At 59.9% G+C, this 19,642-nt stretch carries 16 protein-coding genes and 1 CRISPR repeat array; of the genes, 7 read left to right on the top strand and 9 right to left on the bottom strand.

Going from position 1 to position 19,642, the window contains the following annotated elements; genetic code table 11:
* Window positions 1-222 precede the first annotated feature (222 nt).
* Entirely contained in the window at window positions 223-1,794 is a 1,572-nt protein-coding gene (locus GY33_RS0105860; RefSeq protein WP_161788447.1) for a two-component system sensor histidine kinase NtrB, read from the bottom strand.
* Window positions 1,795-1,885: 91 nt separating this feature from the next.
* Between GY33_RS0105860 and rimO the strand changes: the two genes are divergently transcribed.
* Entirely contained in the window at window positions 1,886-3,232 is a 1,347-nt protein-coding gene (gene rimO, locus GY33_RS0105855) for a 30S ribosomal protein S12 methylthiotransferase RimO (protein WP_084184828.1), read from the top strand.
* Between the two features lie 12 nt (window positions 3,233-3,244).
* On the opposite strand, the gene GY33_RS0105850 is transcribed toward rimO, so the two are convergent.
* Window positions 3,245-4,450 (bottom strand): two-component system sensor histidine kinase NtrB, encoded by a 1,206-nt coding sequence (locus GY33_RS0105850; protein ID WP_031386442.1) that lies wholly within the window; start codon window positions 4,448-4,450, stop codon window positions 3,245-3,247.
* A 472-nt stretch (window positions 4,451-4,922) separates the two neighbouring features.
* Between GY33_RS0105850 and GY33_RS0105845 the strand changes: the two genes are divergently transcribed.
* The gene (locus GY33_RS0105845; protein ID WP_152555092.1) at window positions 4,923-5,282 is read left to right on the top strand and encodes a hypothetical protein; all 360 of its coding nucleotides are present in this window, start codon (window positions 4,923-4,925) and stop codon (window positions 5,280-5,282) included.
* Window positions 5,283-5,292: 10 nt separating this feature from the next.
* On the opposite strand, the gene GY33_RS0105840 is transcribed toward GY33_RS0105845, so the two are convergent.
* Window positions 5,293-5,937, bottom strand: a complete 645-nt coding sequence (locus GY33_RS0105840) for a hypothetical protein (RefSeq protein WP_031386440.1) — start codon at window positions 5,935-5,937, stop codon at window positions 5,293-5,295.
* A gap of 352 nt (window positions 5,938-6,289) precedes the next feature.
* Here GY33_RS0105840 and GY33_RS0105835 point away from each other — a divergent pair, with 352 nt between their 5' ends.
* Entirely contained in the window at window positions 6,290-6,937 is a 648-nt protein-coding gene (locus tag GY33_RS0105835; protein ID WP_152555091.1) for a hypothetical protein, read from the top strand.
* A 65-nt stretch (window positions 6,938-7,002) separates the two neighbouring features.
* On the opposite strand, the gene GY33_RS0105830 is transcribed toward GY33_RS0105835, so the two are convergent.
* The 6 genes from GY33_RS0105830 to GY33_RS21215 all read right to left on the bottom strand — a co-directional run bounded on the left by GY33_RS0105830 (window position 7,003) and on the right by GY33_RS21215 (window position 13,595).
* A complete protein-coding gene (locus tag GY33_RS0105830) occupies window positions 7,003-7,215 on the bottom strand; it encodes a hypothetical protein (RefSeq protein ID WP_031386438.1) in 213 nt (70 codons plus the stop codon).
* 110 nt (window positions 7,216-7,325) lie between these two features.
* A CRISPR array of direct repeats spans window positions 7,326-7,656; the repeat unit is 37 nt; unit sequence GTGCCAATCACCCAACACTGACCAAGCTTGCCGAGAC.
* Between the two features lie 364 nt (window positions 7,657-8,020).
* On the bottom strand, window positions 8,021-11,632 hold the full coding sequence (cas12b, locus tag GY33_RS0105825) for a type V CRISPR-associated protein Cas12b (protein WP_152555090.1): 3,612 nt from the start codon (window positions 11,630-11,632) through the stop codon (window positions 8,021-8,023).
* Between the two features lie 17 nt (window positions 11,633-11,649).
* Window positions 11,650-12,189, bottom strand: coding sequence for an ORF6N domain-containing protein (locus tag GY33_RS0105820; protein ID WP_031386436.1), 540 nt, complete (start codon window positions 12,187-12,189; stop codon window positions 11,650-11,652).
* 601 nt (window positions 12,190-12,790) lie between these two features.
* On the bottom strand, window positions 12,791-13,063 hold the full coding sequence (locus GY33_RS0105815; RefSeq protein ID WP_031386435.1) for an antitoxin: 273 nt from the start codon (window positions 13,061-13,063) through the stop codon (window positions 12,791-12,793).
* Window positions 13,060-13,281, bottom strand: a complete 222-nt coding sequence (locus GY33_RS19010) for a toxin (RefSeq protein WP_200874838.1) — start codon at window positions 13,279-13,281, stop codon at window positions 13,060-13,062. The genes GY33_RS0105815 and GY33_RS19010 overlap by 4 nt, the downstream gene beginning before the upstream one ends.
* A gap of 152 nt (window positions 13,282-13,433) precedes the next feature.
* Complete coding sequence (locus GY33_RS21215) at window positions 13,434-13,595, bottom strand: hypothetical protein (RefSeq protein ID WP_153304579.1); 162 nt, start codon at window positions 13,593-13,595, stop codon at window positions 13,434-13,436.
* A 205-nt stretch (window positions 13,596-13,800) separates the two neighbouring features.
* Between GY33_RS21215 and GY33_RS0105800 the strand changes: the two genes are divergently transcribed.
* The 4 genes from GY33_RS0105800 (at window position 13,801) to GY33_RS0105785 (ending at window position 19,594) form a co-directional block, all read left to right on the top strand.
* Entirely contained in the window at window positions 13,801-15,036 is a 1,236-nt protein-coding gene (locus tag GY33_RS0105800) for a TraB/GumN family protein (protein ID WP_084184824.1), read from the top strand.
* A 224-nt stretch (window positions 15,037-15,260) separates the two neighbouring features.
* A complete protein-coding gene (locus GY33_RS0105795) occupies window positions 15,261-16,223 on the top strand; it encodes a thiamine pyrophosphate-dependent dehydrogenase E1 component subunit alpha (RefSeq protein ID WP_031386433.1) in 963 nt (320 codons plus the stop codon).
* A gap of 51 nt (window positions 16,224-16,274) precedes the next feature.
* Window positions 16,275-17,252: an alpha-ketoacid dehydrogenase subunit beta gene (locus GY33_RS0105790; protein WP_031386432.1), complete on the top strand. Its 978-nt coding sequence runs from the start codon at window positions 16,275-16,277 to the stop codon at window positions 17,250-17,252.
* Window positions 17,253-17,305: 53 nt separating this feature from the next.
* The gene (locus tag GY33_RS0105785; RefSeq protein ID WP_035271431.1) at window positions 17,306-19,594 is read left to right on the top strand and encodes a molybdopterin-containing oxidoreductase family protein; all 2,289 of its coding nucleotides are present in this window, start codon (window positions 17,306-17,308) and stop codon (window positions 19,592-19,594) included.
* Window positions 19,595-19,642: the final 48 nt, after the last annotated feature.

The following is a 19,642-nucleotide window of genomic DNA, read 5'->3' as shown; positions in this document are numbered from 1 at the left end:
TTTTATTGCCGAAAGAATGATATTCATTGCTTATCCATGCGCGTAAAGGCCGTCAAGTCGATAATTTATACAGGCCACGGGAAGCGGTTCGGGCCTGTTTGTCTTTCCTGCTCTTCACCGCCGAAAGTTTTGGTGCTTGCGACAATATTCGCCCGTGCCACCTCGTCCACTGGGCAGAGCAATTCGGGCAAGCCGGGAAGGTCCTGTTCCAGAAGGATGGCGTTATTCGGATTTTTGGTCGGGAAGCCTTGGAGCAGGCGGCTCCATGGCCACGTAGGGTTGGAGCAGCAGGTCGACCTGGGTGCCCTTTCCGGGGCGGCTGTTCAGGCGCAGGTCGCCTCCCAGGTCGCTGATGATCTTCTTGGTCATGGCCAGCCCCAGACCAGCCCCGGAGCCGGTTTTCTTTGTGGTGAAGAAAGGGTTGAATATCTTGTCTTGAATCTCCACCGGAATGCCGTGGCCGGTATCCTCGATGCTGATCAGCACTTGGCGGCGCTCCATGGCCGTGGTCACCGTGAGCCGCCCGCCATCGGGCATGGCTTCCAGGGCGTTCTTGATCAGATTGATCAAACACTGCTTGAGCAGTTCGACGTCGGCCCGGATCTTGGGCACCTCCGCACCGAGCCGAACGTCCAGGGACACGCCGCGCTCCTGGCTGCCGATCCCGAGCACCTGCACGGTTTCGGCGACGATCAGATTGGCGTCCACTTCCGCCAGCTCCGAGGATGTGGGCCGGGCGAAGTTGATGATGCTCTTTAAAATCTTGTCCAGACGCTTGGACTCTTCCAGAATGATGCGCACCTTTTCCCTGCTGTTCTCGGTCAGTTCCTGGGAGCGCAGCAGGGAATTGGCGAATCCGCCGATGGCGAACAACGGGTTGCGGATTTCATGGGCGATGTACATGGACAACTCGCCGATGGCGGCCAACTTCTCGGCCTGCTGCAAGCGCTTCTCCATTTCCGTGCGCAGCGTGACGTCCCGACGAACTTCGATCATCCGGTGCATTTGCCCGGTTTCGTCGAACACGGGGTAGGCGGTCACTTGGTAGTAGTGGACCCGGCCCTGCTCATCCATCCAGGTTTGCAGCGCCTCCTGCTCCCGCCGGTTCGCGAGGGTCGCCAGCACGGGCCAGTCCTGACGCGCCGGCCCGCAGGCCACCTGGCCCGGTCCGGCGGGAACCGTGCTGCTGGATTGATGCAGCAATGTCTGTTTGTCCACGCCGTGTCGCTCGCAGACCTGCCTGTTCACGTCCAGAATGCGGCCCTGGTCGTCCAGAAAGAAAATATCGTCCGGCAGTTCGTCGACAATGGCGTTCAGCAGGTTCCGGCTGCCGCGCAGGTCGGTCTGGCACTGCCCGGACACCTCGCTCATCACCAGCATGCAGCGCAGAAAGACCGTGCAAGCGCGGTCCAGCAAGGCCGCCGAGGGCGGCAAGATCCGACGCAGAGTCCGCACGGTTTCCGGGCTGCCCGCCAGATCAATCACCAGATTGATGTCCGGATGGGCGGCCAGCATGGTCTCCGGGTCCGTGAACCGGTGGATGCCCCGTTCCGTCAATTCCTGCTCCCGCGCCGCCGGAATCTGGCCGGAGCAGGCCGCGAGGCGCATGCTGGGGAGCTGCGTTTCGCGCGCCGAGCGGTCCAGCAGTTCCAGGATCGCGGCAAATATCGACGAGAGGTCCGCGTCGTCTCGCGAAACCGACCCAGCCTCCGGGCAGACCAGTCCGACCAGAAAGTCTCCTTGGGCCGATTCCAGGACATGAACGGCTTCATTGTAACCTGCTGAAAGATGCATGGGTTCCTCGTGGGGTTGACGGGCCATGAGTTCCGTGCCAAGCGCTGGACGCAATTCCCGGAAGTCCTCAAACCGCGAGCAACGGAACCGAATGCCAAGCCATACCCTCAATCCCATTCCAACTTCAAGCGACCCCGCGGACTTCGCCGGGCCGAGCGTCTGGTGCGTCAGCCTGGGCTGTCCCAAAAACCGCGTGGATACGGAGCGCATGCTCGGAGCACTCGGCCCCGGGCGGGTAGTGCACGACATCCACCAAGCCCGAATCGTGCTGATCAACACCTGCGGCTTCATCGCCCCGGCGGTGGAGGAGTCCACCCGCGTGATCCTGGAAGCCGCGCAAGACATCGCCGACCTCCATCCCCGCCCCCTGCTGGTGGTCGCGGGATGCCTGGTTTCCCGGTTCGGCGCGGAACTGCGCGAAGCCGTCCCAGAGGTGGACCTCTGGCTGAACGTGGCCGAGGAAGACCAGTTGCTTCCACGGCTGGCCGAACTCAACCTCGCTCTCCCTCAGGCAGAGTCGCCCGCTCGGGTCGTCAGCACCAAGCCGGTCTACGCGTATCTGAAAATCGGCGAAGGCTGCGATCATCGCTGCCGCTTCTGCACCATTCCGTCCATCCGCGGGCCCTTGAAAAGCATGCCGCCGGACCTGATCGTGGCCGAGGCCCAAACGCTTCTGGGGCAGGGCGTCCGGGAACTAATTCTGGTGGCCCAGGATCTGACGTCCTACGGCCGGGACCTGGGCTCGCGAAACGCCTTGGAATCCCTGCTCGCGCGGTTGGCCGGACTGCCCGGACTGGACTGGCTGCGGCTGATGTATCTCTATCCCGCCGGCCTGACGCCGCGCCTGCTGCGTTTTCTGGCCGAACTCGGCCCACCCCTGCTGCCCTATTTCGACATCCCCTTGCAACACGCCCACCCGGACATCCTCCGGGCCATGGGCCGCCCCTTCACCGGAGATCCCCGCCACGTGGTGGATCGGGTCCGGGAGCATTTTCCGGAAGCGGCCCTGCGCACCAGCCTGATCGTCGGCTACCCCGGCGAACGGCCTCACCATTTTCAAAAGCTCTTCGATTTCGTCGCCGAAACCCGCTTTCACCACCTCGGAGTCTTCGCCTTCTGCCCGGAACCGGGAACCAAGGCCGCGACCCTGCCCGGCCAGGTCGGCGCCAAGACCAAGGCCCGCCGCCGTGAAGGCCTGATGAAGCTGCAAGCCGAAATCAGCGCCGAAATCCTCGCGCAATACCAGGACCGGGAAATGGACGTGTTCGTGGAGCGCCCCAGCCCGGAATGGCCGGGACTTCATGAAGGCCGGGTCTGGTTCCAGGCCCCGGAAGTGGACGGCATCACCTACGTCAGCGGAGAAAACATCCGCCCCGGCGAACTGGTCCGGGCCGAAATCACCGATACCAAGACCTATGATCTGGCGGCTCTGGTTTGATGAGGAGTGCGTTCAATCCCGCGCTCTGGAAAAAAAAAGATCGACCCGGGTTCCGTTGCCCGGTGAGCTCGTGATCTTCAGATCGCCACCGTGCATGGTCATGACCCGCTGCGCGACAGCCAATCCCATTCCAGCCCCCACCGCCTTGGCGGTGAAGAACGGGTCGCGGACAAAAGGGAGATCCTGCTCACGGATACCCCGTCCGGCGTCGGTGACGCGTACCTCGATCATGTCCGCGGTTTCCCGTGCCTCGATGATCACGATTCCATCCCCCGGACTCCTCCCGTCAGAGGCTTCAAAGGCGTTCTCCACCACGGCGTCCAGGGCCAAAGCCACCAGCCCCGGGTCCGCGAAAATCGCCCAATCCGGAGAAAGCGACCCGGCGATTTGAAGCACTCGTCCCGGATGCGCGGCGTTATTGCCGACTCTCCGGGCCGTCTCGCGCAGCAGGTCTTGTACGCCAAGACGTTGGAATGTTCCCGGCGTGATGGAAACGTACTCCCGGACGGCGGCGGCCATCCGCTCCAGACGCTGGGCCGACTCCATCACGCTTCCTAGATACTCCGCCACCTTGTCCGGGTTGTCCTTGTGCTTCGCGGCGAGTCCGGCGAACCCGCCGATGGTCATGATCGGATTGCGGATTTGGTGGGCAATGGACAGGGCCAGGTTGTTCAGGCTGTCGGCCCGTTGCTGCTCCGCGAGACGCTTCTCTTCCAGAGCGGCCTTTTCCCGCTGGTGCATCTGGCGAAACTCGGTCATATCCTCAACCAGGACGACCAGCCTCCAGTCGTCCCCGCCAAATCGCAGGAACGAAGAAGTGATCTTCAAGAAAAACCGCTGGCTGTCCGGCCTCGCGTACCAGACTTCCCGGCTCTCCCGAACCCGCGCCTCCTGAATCACGTCCAGGATCGCGTCGTTGAAGTCGTTGTTCTCGGGATGGTCGATGAACAAAACGCTCCAGCCCTGCTCCAGCAGCGTGTCCCTGGAAAATCCGAGAATAGCGGCCAGAAGAGCGTTGACCTGAAAAACCCGTCCTTCCTTACCCACGATCATCAAACCGGCAGGCATGCTTTCCAGGACGTTTTCGACAACGCTCTCCCGGATCAACGCATTCGGATCGTTGTCCGGGACGACGCTCTTCTGCTTGCCGGATTCTTGCCAGACCTCGGAGGGAGACGTTTTCGGCTCCAAAAGGGATTTTCGAGCAGGAGGGGGCATCGGGGATTTCTCCATTCGACTCGCCCCAGGCATCAAAAGCCGGGAACAAGACCGTCAAAAGTTCCTTGAGATGGGCAAAACACTCTATACCCCAAGCACCGCAATTGTCGACAGGGGCCGAATGCCGTCTTCTGGCCTCGCGGCACGTCATCGAAGAAGCCAAACGAAATTTCATCCAGCCTGATCACCTCGCCGTGCGCCGAGAAGCTCTTCGACAAGCTTTCTTGACGTTTGCCTCGCGCAACCGTCAAAAGAACAATCTTGGCCGAATGGACGGGGGGGGGGGGCGCTGGCAGGGTTATGTGGAGATGGAGAACAGATAGCAAAGGAAAGGTGCTGCATGGGATTATGGAATTTTTTTTTCAACAGGCGCACGAATGATCAGGTGCCCGTTGGTGTCACCGAGGGTGTCACCAAGGAACCGGGGAATACTTCCTGCGGCCTCGGAAGAAATGGAAGCCCGGACGCTGACATGGACTCGCCCGCCATGCAGGAGGAACATGAGGCATATGGCGACTCCATCCCTGCGTTCATGCGTAAAAACCAGACAAAGCCGGTCCAGCTCGGCAAGAACGGTCGAGATGCCAAGGACGTTCCAGAAGCAAGCGCCAACGATGCCTTCAACTCTTGCTCACCCAACCGCCAAATCAAGGGCGCGCTGTCCTTCGTCCTTCCAGACGACCGGCAGGCCGAACTTATGGCCCTGTGCGCCCAGTTGGACACCCACAGGTCCGAGGTGATCCGGGCCAGCCTGGAAATGGCCTTGCCCGTCTTCAAAAGCCACCCTGACCTCTACGACTACTTTCGTCAGCGCTCCCGGCAAGGATGGTAGGACGGTACGCTCATCCTTCACCGTCCCACTTCCGCCACGCAGCTTGAAAGACCACGGGAACGCCTTCCCGGCGGCACGCCCGGATCGTGTGCCCGGTGCCTCCGGCCTCCGGATCGTGGGCATCCACGTAAAAACACGCGCAGATCGGCCTGGGAAACTCCCCTCGCCACCCGACCGCCTTCAGCGTATCCCGCATCAGGTAGGCGGCCTTGGCCGCCATGGCGGCGCTCCGGTTGCGATAGCCGATCAGGCTTCGGTATTTCCCGCTGGCCGCGATGGTCTTGGCGGCGAGCTTCTCTTCCCAGCTATCTGGCAGGGCATCCAGGGACGCATAAACAACGCTAGGCCTGCGTGCGCCGCTGCGGTGTCCGGCGTAGGGCAGAACCACCTGAAGACGCGTCGCGTCCACGGAAACAACGCCCTTGCTGAACGCCTCGTCCGCGCCCAGGGCGTTCCCGGTCCGAAAGCGAAGCCTCGGAAACCGAGCAGCGAGCATCCGGCCCAGACTTTCCGCGTGAACCGCATCGCACTCCAAAATCGCCCTACGCCCCTCCAGTAAAACGACTCCATCAGGCTGGCGCGCGACCAGACTTGAAAATTCCACATACGTCATCGCGGCCCCTTGCTTTTGCCTTTTCCCAATGAACTCCAGCATTGCGTGCTCCCCGCTCCACCACCTCTTTGCACCCCTTCCCCGCCGACTCGTCGCCCTGCATGCCTGAAGAGCGCCCACCATTTCATTTCGCCTCAGCCAGATGCAGAGCACGGTAGGCGATTTTTCCCGCAGCGCAGCATGAGGAACCAGAAATCACCATATATCAGAAGAATGAAAACCCAATCCACTGATATCCTAGAACAAGGCAGTTCAATCTTCTGATTCTCTCCAAACCGCCTTGTTCCGGCAGTTCAATAGCGCCATGGTGGCCATCGTATACAGTGCCCATCTGGCCAAATCCCACCGGCGGAACGGCAACCACCAAAGCCCGTCAACCAGGGAGAAACATGACATGGAAAACACAGAGAACAATCTGATAATGGACGTGCTTGCCCAAGCTCTTCCCGGCAGGTCGCAGGATCAGGTGCTCCCCTTCGGCCTCGTTTACGCCGGAATGCGCTGGGGCAGGGACAGCAGGCACGGCCAAGTCCCTCTGAACGAACAAGGCCACCCCATGAACGGTTGCCGATCATCCGAGGATTATCACTTCTACGTCCGCTGGCTGGCGGATCACCTGTCCACCCTGGAGGCCCAGCCCAGCAAAGAGCAAACCGGCCTGTGCATTTACCTGGACCGGATGCTGCCCGAGGACGCGGTCTTGATGCTCGGCATGAACGTGGCCTTGTACCAATCGGACACCGAGGGCATGGAAACGTGGATTGAGGAAGGCGAACCGTTTGAGGCATTTTTCGCCAACTGGATGGAGAACTGGCCGGAGGAAGATGAAGAACGGCCCGACGAGGCCGTGATTCGTGAGGAGTACGCCCAGGTGGCCAGGGAAATGGAAGAAAAGCAACGCTGCTGCCCGGATGTCCGGCATGCGGATGTCGGCTACAGGGTACCGCTGTCCCGGATTTTGAGGCGGTTTGTTGAGCTTGAAGAGCGGGTGAGGTTGGTGGACGCTTTTTATCAGTCCTACAACGACTATATCTCGAAGTGAGTGGTGCTTGGCGAGCCTGGACGGAAGGGCCATATCCCCTTCAATGCCTTCATTGCTGAAAAGAGCTATTTCAAATCGTCAAAAATGAACTCTTCCAATAGATCTACTTGAAATCCAAGCTTTCTAATTGATTCAATTTCTTCACTCAACAACAAACCAGCTTGTGGTTGGTTAGCTGTCGATATCCATTGACGGCCGTCATGCACCCAGGCAATAGGCTCACCCTTTCTTATAGCTTCTGTATTGATTTGAATTCGATACATGGTGATTCTCGCCACAAAAACTCCCTCCTTGTGACATGATTATTTCTTATCATCCAAAACTTGCCTAGCTTTCCCCAAGAACGTAACCTAGGCCGTGCGCTTCTAGTGTCAATCACCCATCACTGATGTCAATCACCCATCACTGACCAAGCTTGCCGAGACCCTGCCACTCCCCCAACACCCGCAAATGCCGCACCCGTGCCAATCACCCAACACTGACCAAGCTTGCCGAGACGTGGACGTGGTGGTGAAGTCCGAGACCGAGCAGACGGTGCCAATCACCCAACACTGACCAAGCTTGCCGAGACACATCTAGGAGGTCAGCTCGCCGTTCGCCGGGAAGCAGTGCCAATCACCCAACACTGACCAAGCTTGCCGAGACAAGGCGGAAGGTATGTCCCGCATCCAACCACCTGGATGTGCCAATCACCCAACACTGACCAAGCTTGCCGAGACCTCGAGCCGGGAATGCCTTGCTCCTCGCAAATTTCCAACCATGTTTTCGAGAGGTCCGTGGTTCGGCGCGGAACATTCCCCTCCAGGCCATGAAGAAAACTTGAAAGTAAAAATATCCCGGAGCGTTGAGTAGTGCGAGCGGTAACGGGCATTTTGCAAGCACCAGAGCGCTCGAACGCCAGGGGCAGGCGGAAAGCCGTTTCGTCAAAGATCAGTTATGAATGATCACCGGCGGGTGACTGTTTGTGGCAGTCGGGGCACTGCCGCCGGATTTCCTTGGTCCTGTAGACCAATGATTCGTCGGTAGACTATTCTTATGCGTGGGGCAAGGCGGAAAATTGTCCGGCATGGGCGCATGCGCCGTTCAGTACGGCATCTCGTCCATTTCCGCCCTTTCTTGTCTTCCGCTGGAGTTTCTTTCGAGCGTGACTTGCCATATCCGTCGTCGTATCCGCGACCAATAGATCTCGGAGGGCAGCCACCTGTCAGGTGCGAAAAATACTCCGGAGGGGTCACGGAAAAATGTTTTCCTGCCTTGGGCAAGCTCTTCGGCCTGTTCCACGATGTCCAGAGCAAGTTCGTCCTCTTCCCCGCTGCTCTTTTCCCCTGGCCCGGCACGGTACTTTTTCCCGGCGTTGGTCGGGGTCATCACGTAACTATTTTCCGGCTTTTGACTGTTCGGAATGCTCGTCAGGTGGAAAGGGGCATCTCCGTTCTTCAGTTGCTGCAACGCGCCGAGCAGGCGGGCCTTTGGAGCCTTGGCCATTTCATATCGGGTCGATCCGTCCACGGACAATTGGTTGCAGACAATCCGAATCGCTTCGCCGCAGCGCCCCCAGAAACGACGCTGGAGGTTTTGGGCCGCGTTGATGTCGGCATGAATGACGTGCAATTGACTTGCAGCGTTCAGCGTGGCGAAGAGCTCCCCGCCATCCCAGGGTACGAGCATACCGGGCCTGACCATGCCACCCAACAGACGTCGCGCCTCGTTCGCGGTCCTGTCTTTGTCCTTGGGCAACAGCCAATCCAACTCGCCGACCAGATGCATACCGGGCAATCCGTCGTGGAAGTCTTCCTCGACCAGATGACGGCAGCGCACGCCGGGAGCGCCGCTTGATGCCAGATAGCGGCTGCTGAAGCCTGCTTCCGTCGTGTCGACGTGCAGACCATATAACTCGCCCTGCATGCCGACTTCGTTGACGATTTCCCTATGGCTCCAACGCATCAGGCGCGAATTTTCCCGCCGGGATCGATCCGTTCGAAAGCGATAGCGGGCCAGGTCCTCGAAAAGAATCAGCCGACACGGCTCATGAACCTGAACCCAACCCGCGCCGTTTTTTCGGGGCACGAAGCCGCGCGCGGCCTGGATGATCATGTCCGCGCCGGTCTTGATGCGATCCTCCTTCAATTGATTGATATGGTGCAACAACGCGGAGGCGACCGTGCCGAATTGTTTCTTGTCCTGACGGTTGACCTCGCCGTATGTTCTGCCGCGCATGTTCCACCGCAGGATCAGGCCGCGCACGGCCTCCAGATAGGTCACGGCCCAGTAAGACTTGCCGCCCGCGTACCCCCGACGCTCCCGCCAGTCCTGCCAGGATGAGGATTTCGGACGGGTCTCGGTGCGCCACCTGCTGAAACGCTCGGCAACCACCTTTTCCGCCTTGTCGTGGAAAAAATGGCAATGCTGCTTCCACAAGTCAGGCGTCGACCTGAAACGATCATCCCCAAAACCTTTGAATAATTCCGCATTTAAGGCGCTTTTCGCCGGGTCATCAACAATCGCTTCCATGAACAACCGCAAGTGCTCCGTACGCGGATCGTCCTCCTGAAGAACGCTGAGCCGAAGAATCGCCTTCAATCGTCGGATATCCCCATTGAGCGAACGAAGCTCCTCCATTGCCGCCCGGCGGGCAATCTCTTCCTTGCGTGAGGGGTTCTCGCCGGGCAGGGTGATCTTGAAACTCCGTTCATGTTTGGCCCAAAGTTTTTCAGGATCATCCACGGTCCGTCCGTCGGCTGCCGGGAAATACGTTCCCTGGTCAGGCCCGCCCCGGACCAGTTCGAAGACCGAGCAGGCCGCGAAGGAGCGTACCCCAAGATCAACGGACAGCACCCGCAGACCGGGTCTGACCTGATCGGCAAACTTGCTCTTGTTGGAAAGGGCGGTCTTGAAGTGTTTCGCTTCCGGCGGCAAAGCCGGGCGCCCCTTGCCGTCCAGCCAGCCCTGGGGCGCTTGAGGCCGAACGTCCAGAGTCAGCTTGAACCAGACGTGGCCGGGTTTGCTCGCCAAATCCGTCGCGCCATGTTGCTCGTTGGCAATCCTCTTGCGGTCGAAGAGGATTTCCGCGCCTCCCAGCAGGCCCTCAAATTGTTGGTTGGCCGATTGGTATCGACAGCGGCCAACCATCTTGCTGCCTTTTTGTATCTGGTCAAAGGACACGTTGGACAACTGGCCGCTGGGTGCAAGACGGACGTTGAACGTTTTTTCTTCTACAGCGGCACTCTCGTTTCTCGGGGAAAGCAATACCACATCGGCCCAGAGACCGTTTTCCGTTTTTCGGATCTGATACGTCCGCAGATTCGAACCACCGGGGGCCTCATACATCGCCCACCGCGGATGAAGCCGGGCATCGGCGAAGGTCATCAAGGCGTAGCCCTTGCGTTTTTCCAACAAGCCATCGGCGTCATTGAGCAAGGAAAAAGACGTCACACAGTCCCGCTCTTTCCAGAGCGCCTCTTGTCCATCTTCAGCCAGCCAGTGAAACACGTCCGGGTCGCCGAACTTGCCTCGCAGGCGATCTTGCAGACGGTTGCAGATATTTTTGCGGCTTTCCTGGGTGTCGCCGTGCCGGAGCCATTCCTCCCGCACGCGAGTCCAGGAGCGCAAAGCCCTCCCAGAAACGACGTATGGCCTATCCACCGGCTCGAAAGCGTGTTGCTTGATGCTTTCGTTGCGCCGCAGTTCGTATTCGCGCAAACCAGCAAAGCCGTCTTCCATGCCCAGGAACAAGGCCGCGAGTTCATCCCGCTTCGCTCGGGCCAAGGCCTGGTCTTGGACGGCCCGATGATTCCAGCTTTCCCAGGAAAGCAAGTGGGCCAAGGCCAAACGAACGGCCAGGCGATTCCAGAGATTGCCCACCATCGTCTTATCGAAAACTGGAATGAAAAGCGGTAAAAGCCCAAGTTCCAGCCAGAGCTTTCGGCGAACCTCCGTCCTTGGATCCTGGCCCAATTGCAATTGCTTTTGGATATATTTCACGGCCCAGGAGCTGATTCCCTTGTCCTTCTCCTTTTTCCAGTCATCTTTGTTGTATGCCTTGTTTTTCAGAGCATCCTGATTTGCCGGGTCTTCGTACCACGCATTGGCCTTCTCAATCGACACCCGAAAAAATGCATCGTCACCGCCAGTTGCCTTGAATCTCAGATGGGAAGCATCCTTGCCGTCGAACTCCTGCTTGGAAATGGGGGTGGCCCATTCGGGCAACGCCCCGAGATACTTCCCCGCAACCTCGTGAAAAGGTCCGCAACATGCGACGTCTTTGCCTTCATCTCGTCTGCACGTGTCCGAGTCAAACAACGGCCCGGCATAATTCGTACCGATTTTCTGAGCATCCCCCTTCAACGGTTTTCCAAGGTCATCCAGAAGGCATGAAGGAACTATCTGTTCGTAAAGATAGCGCAGGGCAAGCAAGATTTCCTCGTCCTCGCCAACCACCGGCCAGCCGTTGCGGCGCTGGGCCTCTCGGGCCATCGCAAGGGCGTCTTCAGCGACCTGGCTCTCCGGCACATGAACAGGATCGCCCCGGCGATCCAACGTCCAGTAGGAGCGCCCCCTGCACCGTAAAAGCACCCGCTCAACTTCAGCCACCGCCAAATTGACGTGCTCATGCGTGGTCCACAAAGCCCGGCGCAATTCCGCCGTATCATCTTTTCGGCCAAGGACCATTTTCAAATTTATCGTTCGTGTCGGCATATCATTTCCTGACAGGGTCAATCCCTCGTAGCCCCAAACTCTTGGGCATCCTCCCTCACAAACCCAATCCTCCGCTCCGGCTGCTCCTCCGAAGCCAAAAGCTGACGGATGGCCTCGAATACGACCCGGAATTGCTCGTCGTACCTGGATTCCATATCCTCGATCTTGCGCCGCAAGTCCTCATGAGTAGCCAGCATCTGGCGCAGCTTGGTGAAGGCGCGCATGATCTGGATGTTGACCTGGATGGCCAGCTTGCTGTTCAAAACCGTGGACAGCATGGCCACGCCCTGTTCGGTGAAGGCCAAGGGCGGATACCGCAAGCCCATCTTGTCTGATTTGGAGGTGCCAAATTGGCACCTCCAATTATTCAGCTCCTCCGGTGTCAACTCAAACATGAAATCGTCTGGGAATCGATCAATATTTCTACGCACTTGTCGCTTGAGAAGTTTGGTCTCGACTCCGTACAGGTCAGCCAGGTCACGATCCAGCATGACCCTCAAGCCGCGAAGAACGAGAATTTTCCCGGTGATGCTCTCCATTGGAACCAAATCTGCCATGACGCGCCTCCCTTGTCGCGGATATGTACCACCTCTCGTCCGGGGTGTAGCAATTCGTCCCTGGTTATCCGCCCCTGGAAAGCCGCGTCAAGGCAAAGACCAGTTTCCCGCGCCACGTCCATTATCCACCAGGAAAAACCGGCCAGGATCGTCGGTTGCGGCCAAAGTCGCCTGATGCTGCCGGAATAACATAGGTGCGATTTGTGATCACTCTGGCCAAAGGAAATGTTGGAACTCTACACCAGACACGGGGCTTGTGGCGATAAGATATTTTCAAAAAGGTTGCCTTGAAATCATTGAAGATGATGATGCCCGGATATTATCCCTACGCAGTCGCCGAGATCGCGGCGTTTTTCTAAATCAATGGCTGATTAGCCGATACCGTGGTGCAAGACTCGTTGCCCACGATGTCTGGCATGAGATCTTTGCCAGTGTTTCGGGAGCACCCGGAATATTTTGCGTATGTTGTGGAGAAGGCTGGCGAGGAATGGTAGCTTTCACCCTCAGCGGGCTTTTCGTGTCGCTGCCGATCAGCGAGAGAGTGAACGATCTTTCTGCTGTGTCCAAGTAGCAATTATCATGAAGCAAAGGCGGCACTGCCTCAATTCGCCTTCTCCACAAGTCGTCCATTGATGTATTTGTGTAAAATGCTGGAAATGAGGGTCTGATAGGGAAGCCCTTCCCGCAAAGCGGCCTTTTGGAAATGGATGAAATCTCGCTCCGTCATCCGGATATTCACACGCTTGTCTTTGCGCATGGTGGCCCGGGCCGCCTCGCGGTAACGAGCAGCCTCCTGCTCGAAACCCTCGACACGCTTCCATTCTCCCTTTTCAACCGATTCCAAGAGTTCCTGTTCTTCCCGCGTCAGTCTCATTCTGAATCACCTCCGAGATACAACTTGGTCATCCTTCGGCTGGGGATGATCGTCTTCATGAAAATGACCTCGTCATCTTCGACAAACGGCACGATGTAGGCGTAGCCCTCGGCGTTGACAATGAAAATCCGCTGGCCAGGATACCTCGCCTGGTTTGGATGATCCATCACGTCCAGAAGCCCGCCATGGTTCAAGTGGTAAACGATGTCTTCAAACACAATGCCGCTCATCCTTCAACCATTGGTTCTTCTCATGATTCCAGTCAAGCAGTTTCATAGATGAATACTTGCATGGACGTGTGCATTTTGGCGACAAACGAGAGCCAAGCTTATTATTTGTCACACACCACCTTTCCTTCATGATACTGGATTCAAGTCCCAGGTTCGTTTTCATGGTTTTTGCATAATTTCTCAAAAAGGTCGGGCACAGCCTGATAGCTGCCTTGCACCTGGATTCCCGCCTTCGCGGGAATGACTTCATAGGGATGCGCTTCCAAGCTCGTCATGCCCGCGAAGGCGGGCATCCAGGCCATGCTCGCCACAAGTTTTTGAGCAGTTACGTTTTTTGCGGCTGAAACCATTCATCAGGATAGGAGTTTCGGCCACATGAGGTTTCTAAAAACGACGCCTTGCCGCCCGCTTGCCCTCCAATCCGGCACGGTGTAGATAATTCCATTTTTTGCCGTGCTCAAAATGAACTGCTGCCCGGCTTCATCCCTCTTTCCAGAATCAAATCGAATGCATCCAGAATCAACTTCCCCGTCATCCCCCCCTTTCGAAGCGGCCGAAACGGACCAACAGGCCCAAGCCCTTGAACTTCCGTCCTGCGTAAAGCACGTCCGGGTGGGCGAGAAGGACGTGTATCTCGTGGGCACGGCCCATGTGTCCAAGCAGAGCGTTGAGGACGTCCGGACCACGGTGGAAATGGTCCATCCGGACACCATCTGCGTGGAACTCTGCCCGTCCCGGCATCGGGCCCTGATAGACCGGGAAGGCTGGCGCAAGATGGACATCATGCGGGTGATCCGGGAACGCAAGACCCCGTTTCTGCTGGCCCAACTGATCCTTTCCTCATTCTATCGCAAGCTGGGCGATCAACTGGGCATCCAGCCCGGGGCGGACATGGCCGAGGGCGTGCGTTTGGCCAAGGAGACCGGCGCCCATCTGATCCTGGCGGACCGGGAGGTAGAGATCACGCTGAAGCGGACCTGGCGGCATCTCGGCTTTATTGAAAAATTCAAAATGGTCGGTCAGTTGCTGATGGGGCTGATCTTTGCTGGCAAAATCGACGATGAAGTGATCGAGTCCTTGAAGAAAAAGGACCAGATGGAAATCCTGATGGACGCCTTCGCGGATGAATTCCCCCAGGTCAAGCGACGACTCATCGACGAGCGCGATCTGTTCCTGGCCCAGAAGATCCGCGAGGCCCCAGGCCAAACCGTGGTCGCCGTGGTCGGGGCCGGGCATGTGGCCGGGATAGAAAACCACATTCACCAGGATACGGACCTTGGGCCCCTGACGGTCCTGCCGCCGAAATCCAATATCGGCTCCTTCCTGAAATGGGCCATTCCCATTGCCATCGTGGCCCTGATCGCCTGGGGATTTCTCAAGGAAGGCCAGGCCCACGCCATGGAATCGGCCATCATCTGGGTCGCCCTGAACAGCGTTCTTGCCGGACTGGGCGCGGTGTTGGCCTGGGCCCATCCGTTGACCGTGCTCACGGCCATGGTCGCCTCGCCGTTCACCAGCCTGAACCCGATGATCGCCGCCGGGTTCGTGGCCGGATTCGTCCAGGCCGTAATCCGCCGACCCACCGTGGCGGACCTGGAAGACCTGCCCCAGGCCATCACCTCACTGAAAGGCTTCTGGACCAACCCCTTGTGCCGGATTCTGCTGGTGGTCGCCCTGGTCAACCTGGGCAGTTCCCTGGCAGCCTTCATCTCCGGCGGCTGGATCGCGGCCCGGACCTTTTAGACACAGGCCGCCACTCCGGCGGCCTTTTCGCTCTTCCGCTCCCTTCCGGCCCGGCACGAATAGTCCGGACCGGAAAATCATATCCTCTCCACCGACATCCGCGGAACCCTCTCCCGAGGGGGTTCAAGAAGCATTGTTTTCCTGCTACGCCATTTCTTACATCAAACGTCTGGCCGCAACGCCGCGCGGTACCGCCCGCAACCATGTCAACGCACGGAGGTTTCATGAAGATCAGCGCGGAGAAACAGAAGGAAATGCTCTGGACCATGCTTCTGTCCCGTCGCTTTGAGGACGAACTGACGGAGCTATGCAAGATCGAGGGCAAGATTCCGGGGATGATGATCCTCAGCACCGGCCAGGAGGCCGTGGGCTCCGGGGCCTGCGCGGCCCTGGAACCGGAGGACGTGATCATCACCAACCACCGCAGCCACAATCACCTCCTGGCCAAGGGGGCCGACCCCAACACCCTGATGGCCGAAATCTACTGCAAGCGCACCGGCTGCAACAAGGGCAAGAGCGGCACGCTGCATCTGGCCGTGCCCGAGGTCAACGCGCCCTGCACCTCCACCGTGGTCGGGGCCGGGCCGCCCATTGCCGTGGGTCGGGCCTTTGCCCAGCAGTACAAGGGCGAGCAGCGGGTCACGGTCTGCTTTTTCGGCGACGGCGCGGCTGCCGAGGGCTCGGTGCACGAGGCCATGAACCTGGCCGCGCTGTGGCGGCTGCCGGTGATCTTCATCTGCGAGAACAACGTCTACGCCGGGGCCCAGCGCTATGAAGAGCACGCCCCGAACCCGAGCATGGCCGACCGGGCCTCGGCCTACGCCATGCCCGGCGAGGCGGTGGACGGCAACGACGCCCTGGCCGTGTACCAGGCCGTGCGGGAGGCCAGGGAGCGTGCATTGGCCGGGGAGGGGCCGAGCCTCATCGAGTGCAGGACCTACCGCTGCCGGGGCCATGGAGAAGCTGATCCCCAGCACTACCAGCCCAAGGAAGAGATCCGCGCCTGGAAGGAAAAATGCCCTATCCCCCGCCTGCGGGACGACCTCCTGGCCCAAGGGCTGATCACCGCCGCGGACGTTCAGGCAATGGACGACCGGGCCGAGGCTCTCGTGAAGGAAGCGGTCCGTTTTGCCGAGGACAGTCCGTACCCCAGCCCGGAGGAGGCGCTGGAGGATGTGTTCGCGTAGCAGTCCGTTGACATGAAATCCGAAGAAATTTTTGCCACAAGGAAGGACGCCATGCAAAAATTAGGAATGGGACAAGCCGTGAACCAAGCCCTGCGGGAGGAAATGCACCGCGACCCCAACGTGTTCATCGCCGGGGAAGGCGTGGGCGTGAGCATTCACTTGAACCCCATGTTTCCCACCCACGGCCTGTTGGAAGAATTCGGACCGGGGCGGGTCAAGGACACCCCGGTTTCCGAAGCGGCCATTGCCGGGCTGGCCGTGGGCGCGGCCGAGGCCGGACTGCGCCCGGTGGTGGAGATCATGTTCAACCCCTTTTTCACCCTGGCCTCGGACATGATCGTCAACCACGCGGCCAAGCTGCGCTATCTGTCCGGCGGCAAATCTACTTTTCCCCTTGTGGTGCGCATGAAATCCGGCGCGGGATTCGGGGCCGGATGCCAGCATTCGCACAATCTTGAAGCCTGGGCGGCCCATTGCCCCGGCCTGAAGGTGGTCATGCCGGCCACGGCGGCGGACGCCAAGGGCCTGCTCAAGTCGGCGATCCGGGATGACAACCCGGTGATTTTCATCGAGCATATGGGTCTGTATTTCGCGCCCATGCCCGTGCCGGAAAACGACTATCTCACTCCCATCGGCCAGGCCGAGGTCAAGCGGCCGGGCACGGACGTGACCGTGGTCACCTGGTCCGGGATGCTCGGCGTGGCCATGGCTGCCGCGGAAAAGCTGGCCCAGGAAGGCGTCAGCGTGGAGATCGTGGATCTGCGCACCCTGGTCCCCCTGGACAAGGAGACCATCCTTACTTCCGTGGCCAAGACCGGTCGGCTGGTGGTCCTGCACGAGGCCACCCGCACCGGAGGCTTCGGCGGGGAGATCGCTGCCGTGGTCATGGAGGAGGGCTTCAACCTGCTCAAGGCCCCCCTGCGCCGTGTCACCGGCCCGGACATCCCGGTCCCGGCCAGCCCGCCGCTGGAGCGGTTCTACATTCCAGACGACGAACAACTGATCACGGCCATCAAGGAGATTCTGTAGCCGGTTTCCAGCCCGCCCCAAGCCCCCCAGACCCCCAACGCACGGGAGGAACCATGCGCATCACCCGACGGACCTTTCTGCACTACTCGACCCTGGTCGCCTCGTCCCTGGCCCTGAGCGGTCTGCCCCTGTACGCCTACAACCCCCAGGCCGGGGCCGGGCCCCGGGACGGGGTACGTCGCAGCTATTGCGGGTTGTGTCATCCGCGCTGCGGCACCCTGTTGCACATGAAAGACGGCAAGGTCTTCGAAGTCAGCGGGGATCCGGACCATCCGGTGACCCGTGGCCTGATTTGCGAGCGGGGCCTGCTTATGCCGGAGCATATCCATCACCCGGACCGGATCAATTATCCGCTGAAGCGGGTCGGAGCACGGGGCGAGGGCAAATGGGAGCGGATTTCCTGGGACCAGGCCCTGGACGAGGTGGCCGCCAAGCTGACTCGGCTCCGGGACGCCCATGGCCCGGAAACCCTGGGCTTCACCCACGGCACCAGCCGGACCCACCATTGGGATTGTCGTCGGTTCTACAACCTCTTCGGCTCGGCCAACGTCTGTGGAGCGAACAACATCTGCATGTGCCCGTCCTACGCCACGGAGTTCGCCACCTACGGCGGCATGGCCCGGGGCAACGCCCGGCAGGCCAAGTGCCTGGTGGTCTGGGGCAAGGCCTCGGCCAATTCCTCGCCCATCCAAGCCTGGCCGGCCACCCAGCAGGCCAAGCGCAACGGAGCGACAATCATCGTGGTCGATCCACGGGAGATCGAGGAAGTGGCCTTGGCGGACATGTGGCTGCAAATTCGGCCGGGCACGGACCTGGCCCTGATGCTGGGCTGGATACGGCTGATCCTCGAGGAGGAATTGTACGACGCGGACTTCGTGGCTCAGTGGACCGTGGGCTTTGACGAGCTTAAGGACGCAGTGCGGGAGTACACCCCGGAAAAGGTCAGCGAGATCACTTGGCTGCCGGTGGAGCAGATCACCGCGGCGGCCCGGATCTACGCCACCTCCAAGCCGGCCCAGCTGCCCTATGCCTACGGCCTGGACAAGCAGGGCATCAATTCCACCCAGTGCGCCCGGGCCCGGGCCATTTTACGGGCCATCACCGGCAACCTGGAGATTCCGGGAGGGGAAACCTTTGGCCAGACCCCGGAGGTGGCCCGAGTGCGCGGGGAGTTCGACCTGGTGGCCGCCGAGGCCATCGGCCCGGAGCAGCGGGCCAAGCAGCTCGGCGCGGACAGCTATCCCTTTTTCGGCTTCCCCGGCTGGGAACGCAACCTAGCCAACAACCAGAAGCTGCCCCAGGGCCAGGTCAACCCGCCGTCCATGTACCGAACCTGCGTGGCCCACATCCGGGACGTGTTCCAGGCGGCCATCACCAAAAAGCCCTATCCGGTCACGGCCATGTTCTCCGTGGCCAGCAACCCGATGCTCTCCTTCCCGGACCCCCGGATGGTCTTCGACGCCCTGACCGCCCTGGAGCTGTACGTGGTCATGGAATACTACATGACCCCCTCCGCGGCCCTGGCGGACTATGTCCTACCCTCGGCCACCACGGTGGAGCAGCCGGAGCTGTGGGTCACCGGCGGGTTCTGCATGGCCTGCCCTCCGGGCATCGAGCCGCTCTACGAACGCCGGGACACCTACCAGTTCTACCGGAGTCTGGGTCTTCGCCTTGGCCAGGAAAACGACTGGCCTTGGGAAAACCTGGAGCAGGCCTGCGATTTTCGCCTGGAGCCCACGGGGCTGACTTTCCGGGAGCTGACCGAGCAGTACGGCTTTTTCGGCACGCCCGAATTCAAGCGCTACGAAACCTCGGGCTTCGGCACCCCGTCGGGCAAGGTGGAGCTGTACTCCAGCATCTTCGAGGAACTGGGCTGCGACCCCCTGCCCGCCTACAAAGAGCCCCTCTGGAGCCCGGCCGGGGATCCGAAGCTGGCCGAGCAGTTTCCACTGGTCCTGATCACCGGCAGCCGGTTCATGCCCATGTACCATTCCGAGCAGCGCCAGATTGCATCGGCCCGGAAGGTGAATCCGGACCCGCTGGTCCTGCTGCACCCGGAAACGGCCCAGGAGTTGGGCCTGGAGAACGATCAATGGGTGTCCGTGATCTCGCCCAAGGGCAAGATCCGGATGCGCCTGCGCACCTCCCCCCGGATCCACCCCCGCATGGCCGACGCCCAGCACGGCTGGTGGTTCCCGGAACGCAAACAAGAACTTCCGGAATTGTTCGGGGTCTACGAATCCAACGCCAACGTGCTCTGCCCGCTGGAGCCGGAACATTGCAGCCCGGAAATCGGCTCCTGGCCACATTCGGCGTTGCTGTGCAGGGTGGAGGCCGCTTGATGAGTCGGTAAGCGGGAGATGGTAGAAACCGTCTTGTCGCTTCCATGA

Source organism: Desulfonatronum thiodismutans, assembly GCF_000717475.1.
Classification (GTDB): Bacteria; Desulfobacterota; Desulfovibrionia; order Desulfovibrionales; family Desulfonatronaceae; genus Desulfonatronum; species Desulfonatronum thiodismutans.
This window is presented reverse-complemented; position numbering and strand designations above follow the sequence as displayed.

Excerpts from the sequence above, each read along its gene's own strand:
- GY33_RS0105785 (WP_035271431.1), top strand. The coding sequence starts at position 17,306 with ATGCGCATCACCCGACGGACCTTTCTGCACTACTCGACCCTGGTCGCC.
- GY33_RS21215 (WP_153304579.1), bottom strand. The coding sequence starts at position 13,595 with ATGGCCTGGATGCCCGCCTTCGCGGGCATGACGAGCTTGGAAGCGCAT.
- rimO (WP_084184828.1), top strand. The coding sequence starts at position 1,886 with ATGCCAAGCCATACCCTCAATCCCATTCCAACTTCAAGCGACCCCGCG.
- GY33_RS0105790 (WP_031386432.1), top strand. The coding sequence starts at position 16,275 with ATGCAAAAATTAGGAATGGGACAAGCCGTGAACCAAGCCCTGCGGGAG.
- GY33_RS0105840 (WP_031386440.1), bottom strand. The coding sequence starts at position 5,937 with ATGCTGGAGTTCATTGGGAAAAGGCAAAAGCAAGGGGCCGCGATGACG.
- GY33_RS0105860 (WP_161788447.1), bottom strand. The coding sequence starts at position 1,794 with ATGCATCTTTCAGCAGGTTACAATGAAGCCGTTCATGTCCTGGAATCG.
- GY33_RS0105850 (WP_031386442.1), bottom strand. The coding sequence starts at position 4,450 with ATGCCCCCTCCTGCTCGAAAATCCCTTTTGGAGCCGAAAACGTCTCCC.
- GY33_RS0105835 (WP_152555091.1), top strand. The coding sequence starts at position 6,290 with ATGGAAAACACAGAGAACAATCTGATAATGGACGTGCTTGCCCAAGCT.
- GY33_RS0105800 (WP_084184824.1), top strand. The coding sequence starts at position 13,801 with ATGCATCCAGAATCAACTTCCCCGTCATCCCCCCCTTTCGAAGCGGCC.
- GY33_RS0105795 (WP_031386433.1), top strand. The coding sequence starts at position 15,261 with ATGAAGATCAGCGCGGAGAAACAGAAGGAAATGCTCTGGACCATGCTT.
- GY33_RS0105845 (WP_152555092.1), top strand. The coding sequence starts at position 4,923 with ATGGACTCGCCCGCCATGCAGGAGGAACATGAGGCATATGGCGACTCC.
- cas12b (WP_152555090.1), bottom strand. The coding sequence starts at position 11,632 with ATGCCGACACGAACGATAAATTTGAAAATGGTCCTTGGCCGAAAAGAT.
- GY33_RS0105815 (WP_031386435.1), bottom strand. The coding sequence starts at position 13,063 with ATGAGACTGACGCGGGAAGAACAGGAACTCTTGGAATCGGTTGAAAAG.
- GY33_RS0105820 (WP_031386436.1), bottom strand. The coding sequence starts at position 12,189 with ATGGCAGATTTGGTTCCAATGGAGAGCATCACCGGGAAAATTCTCGTT.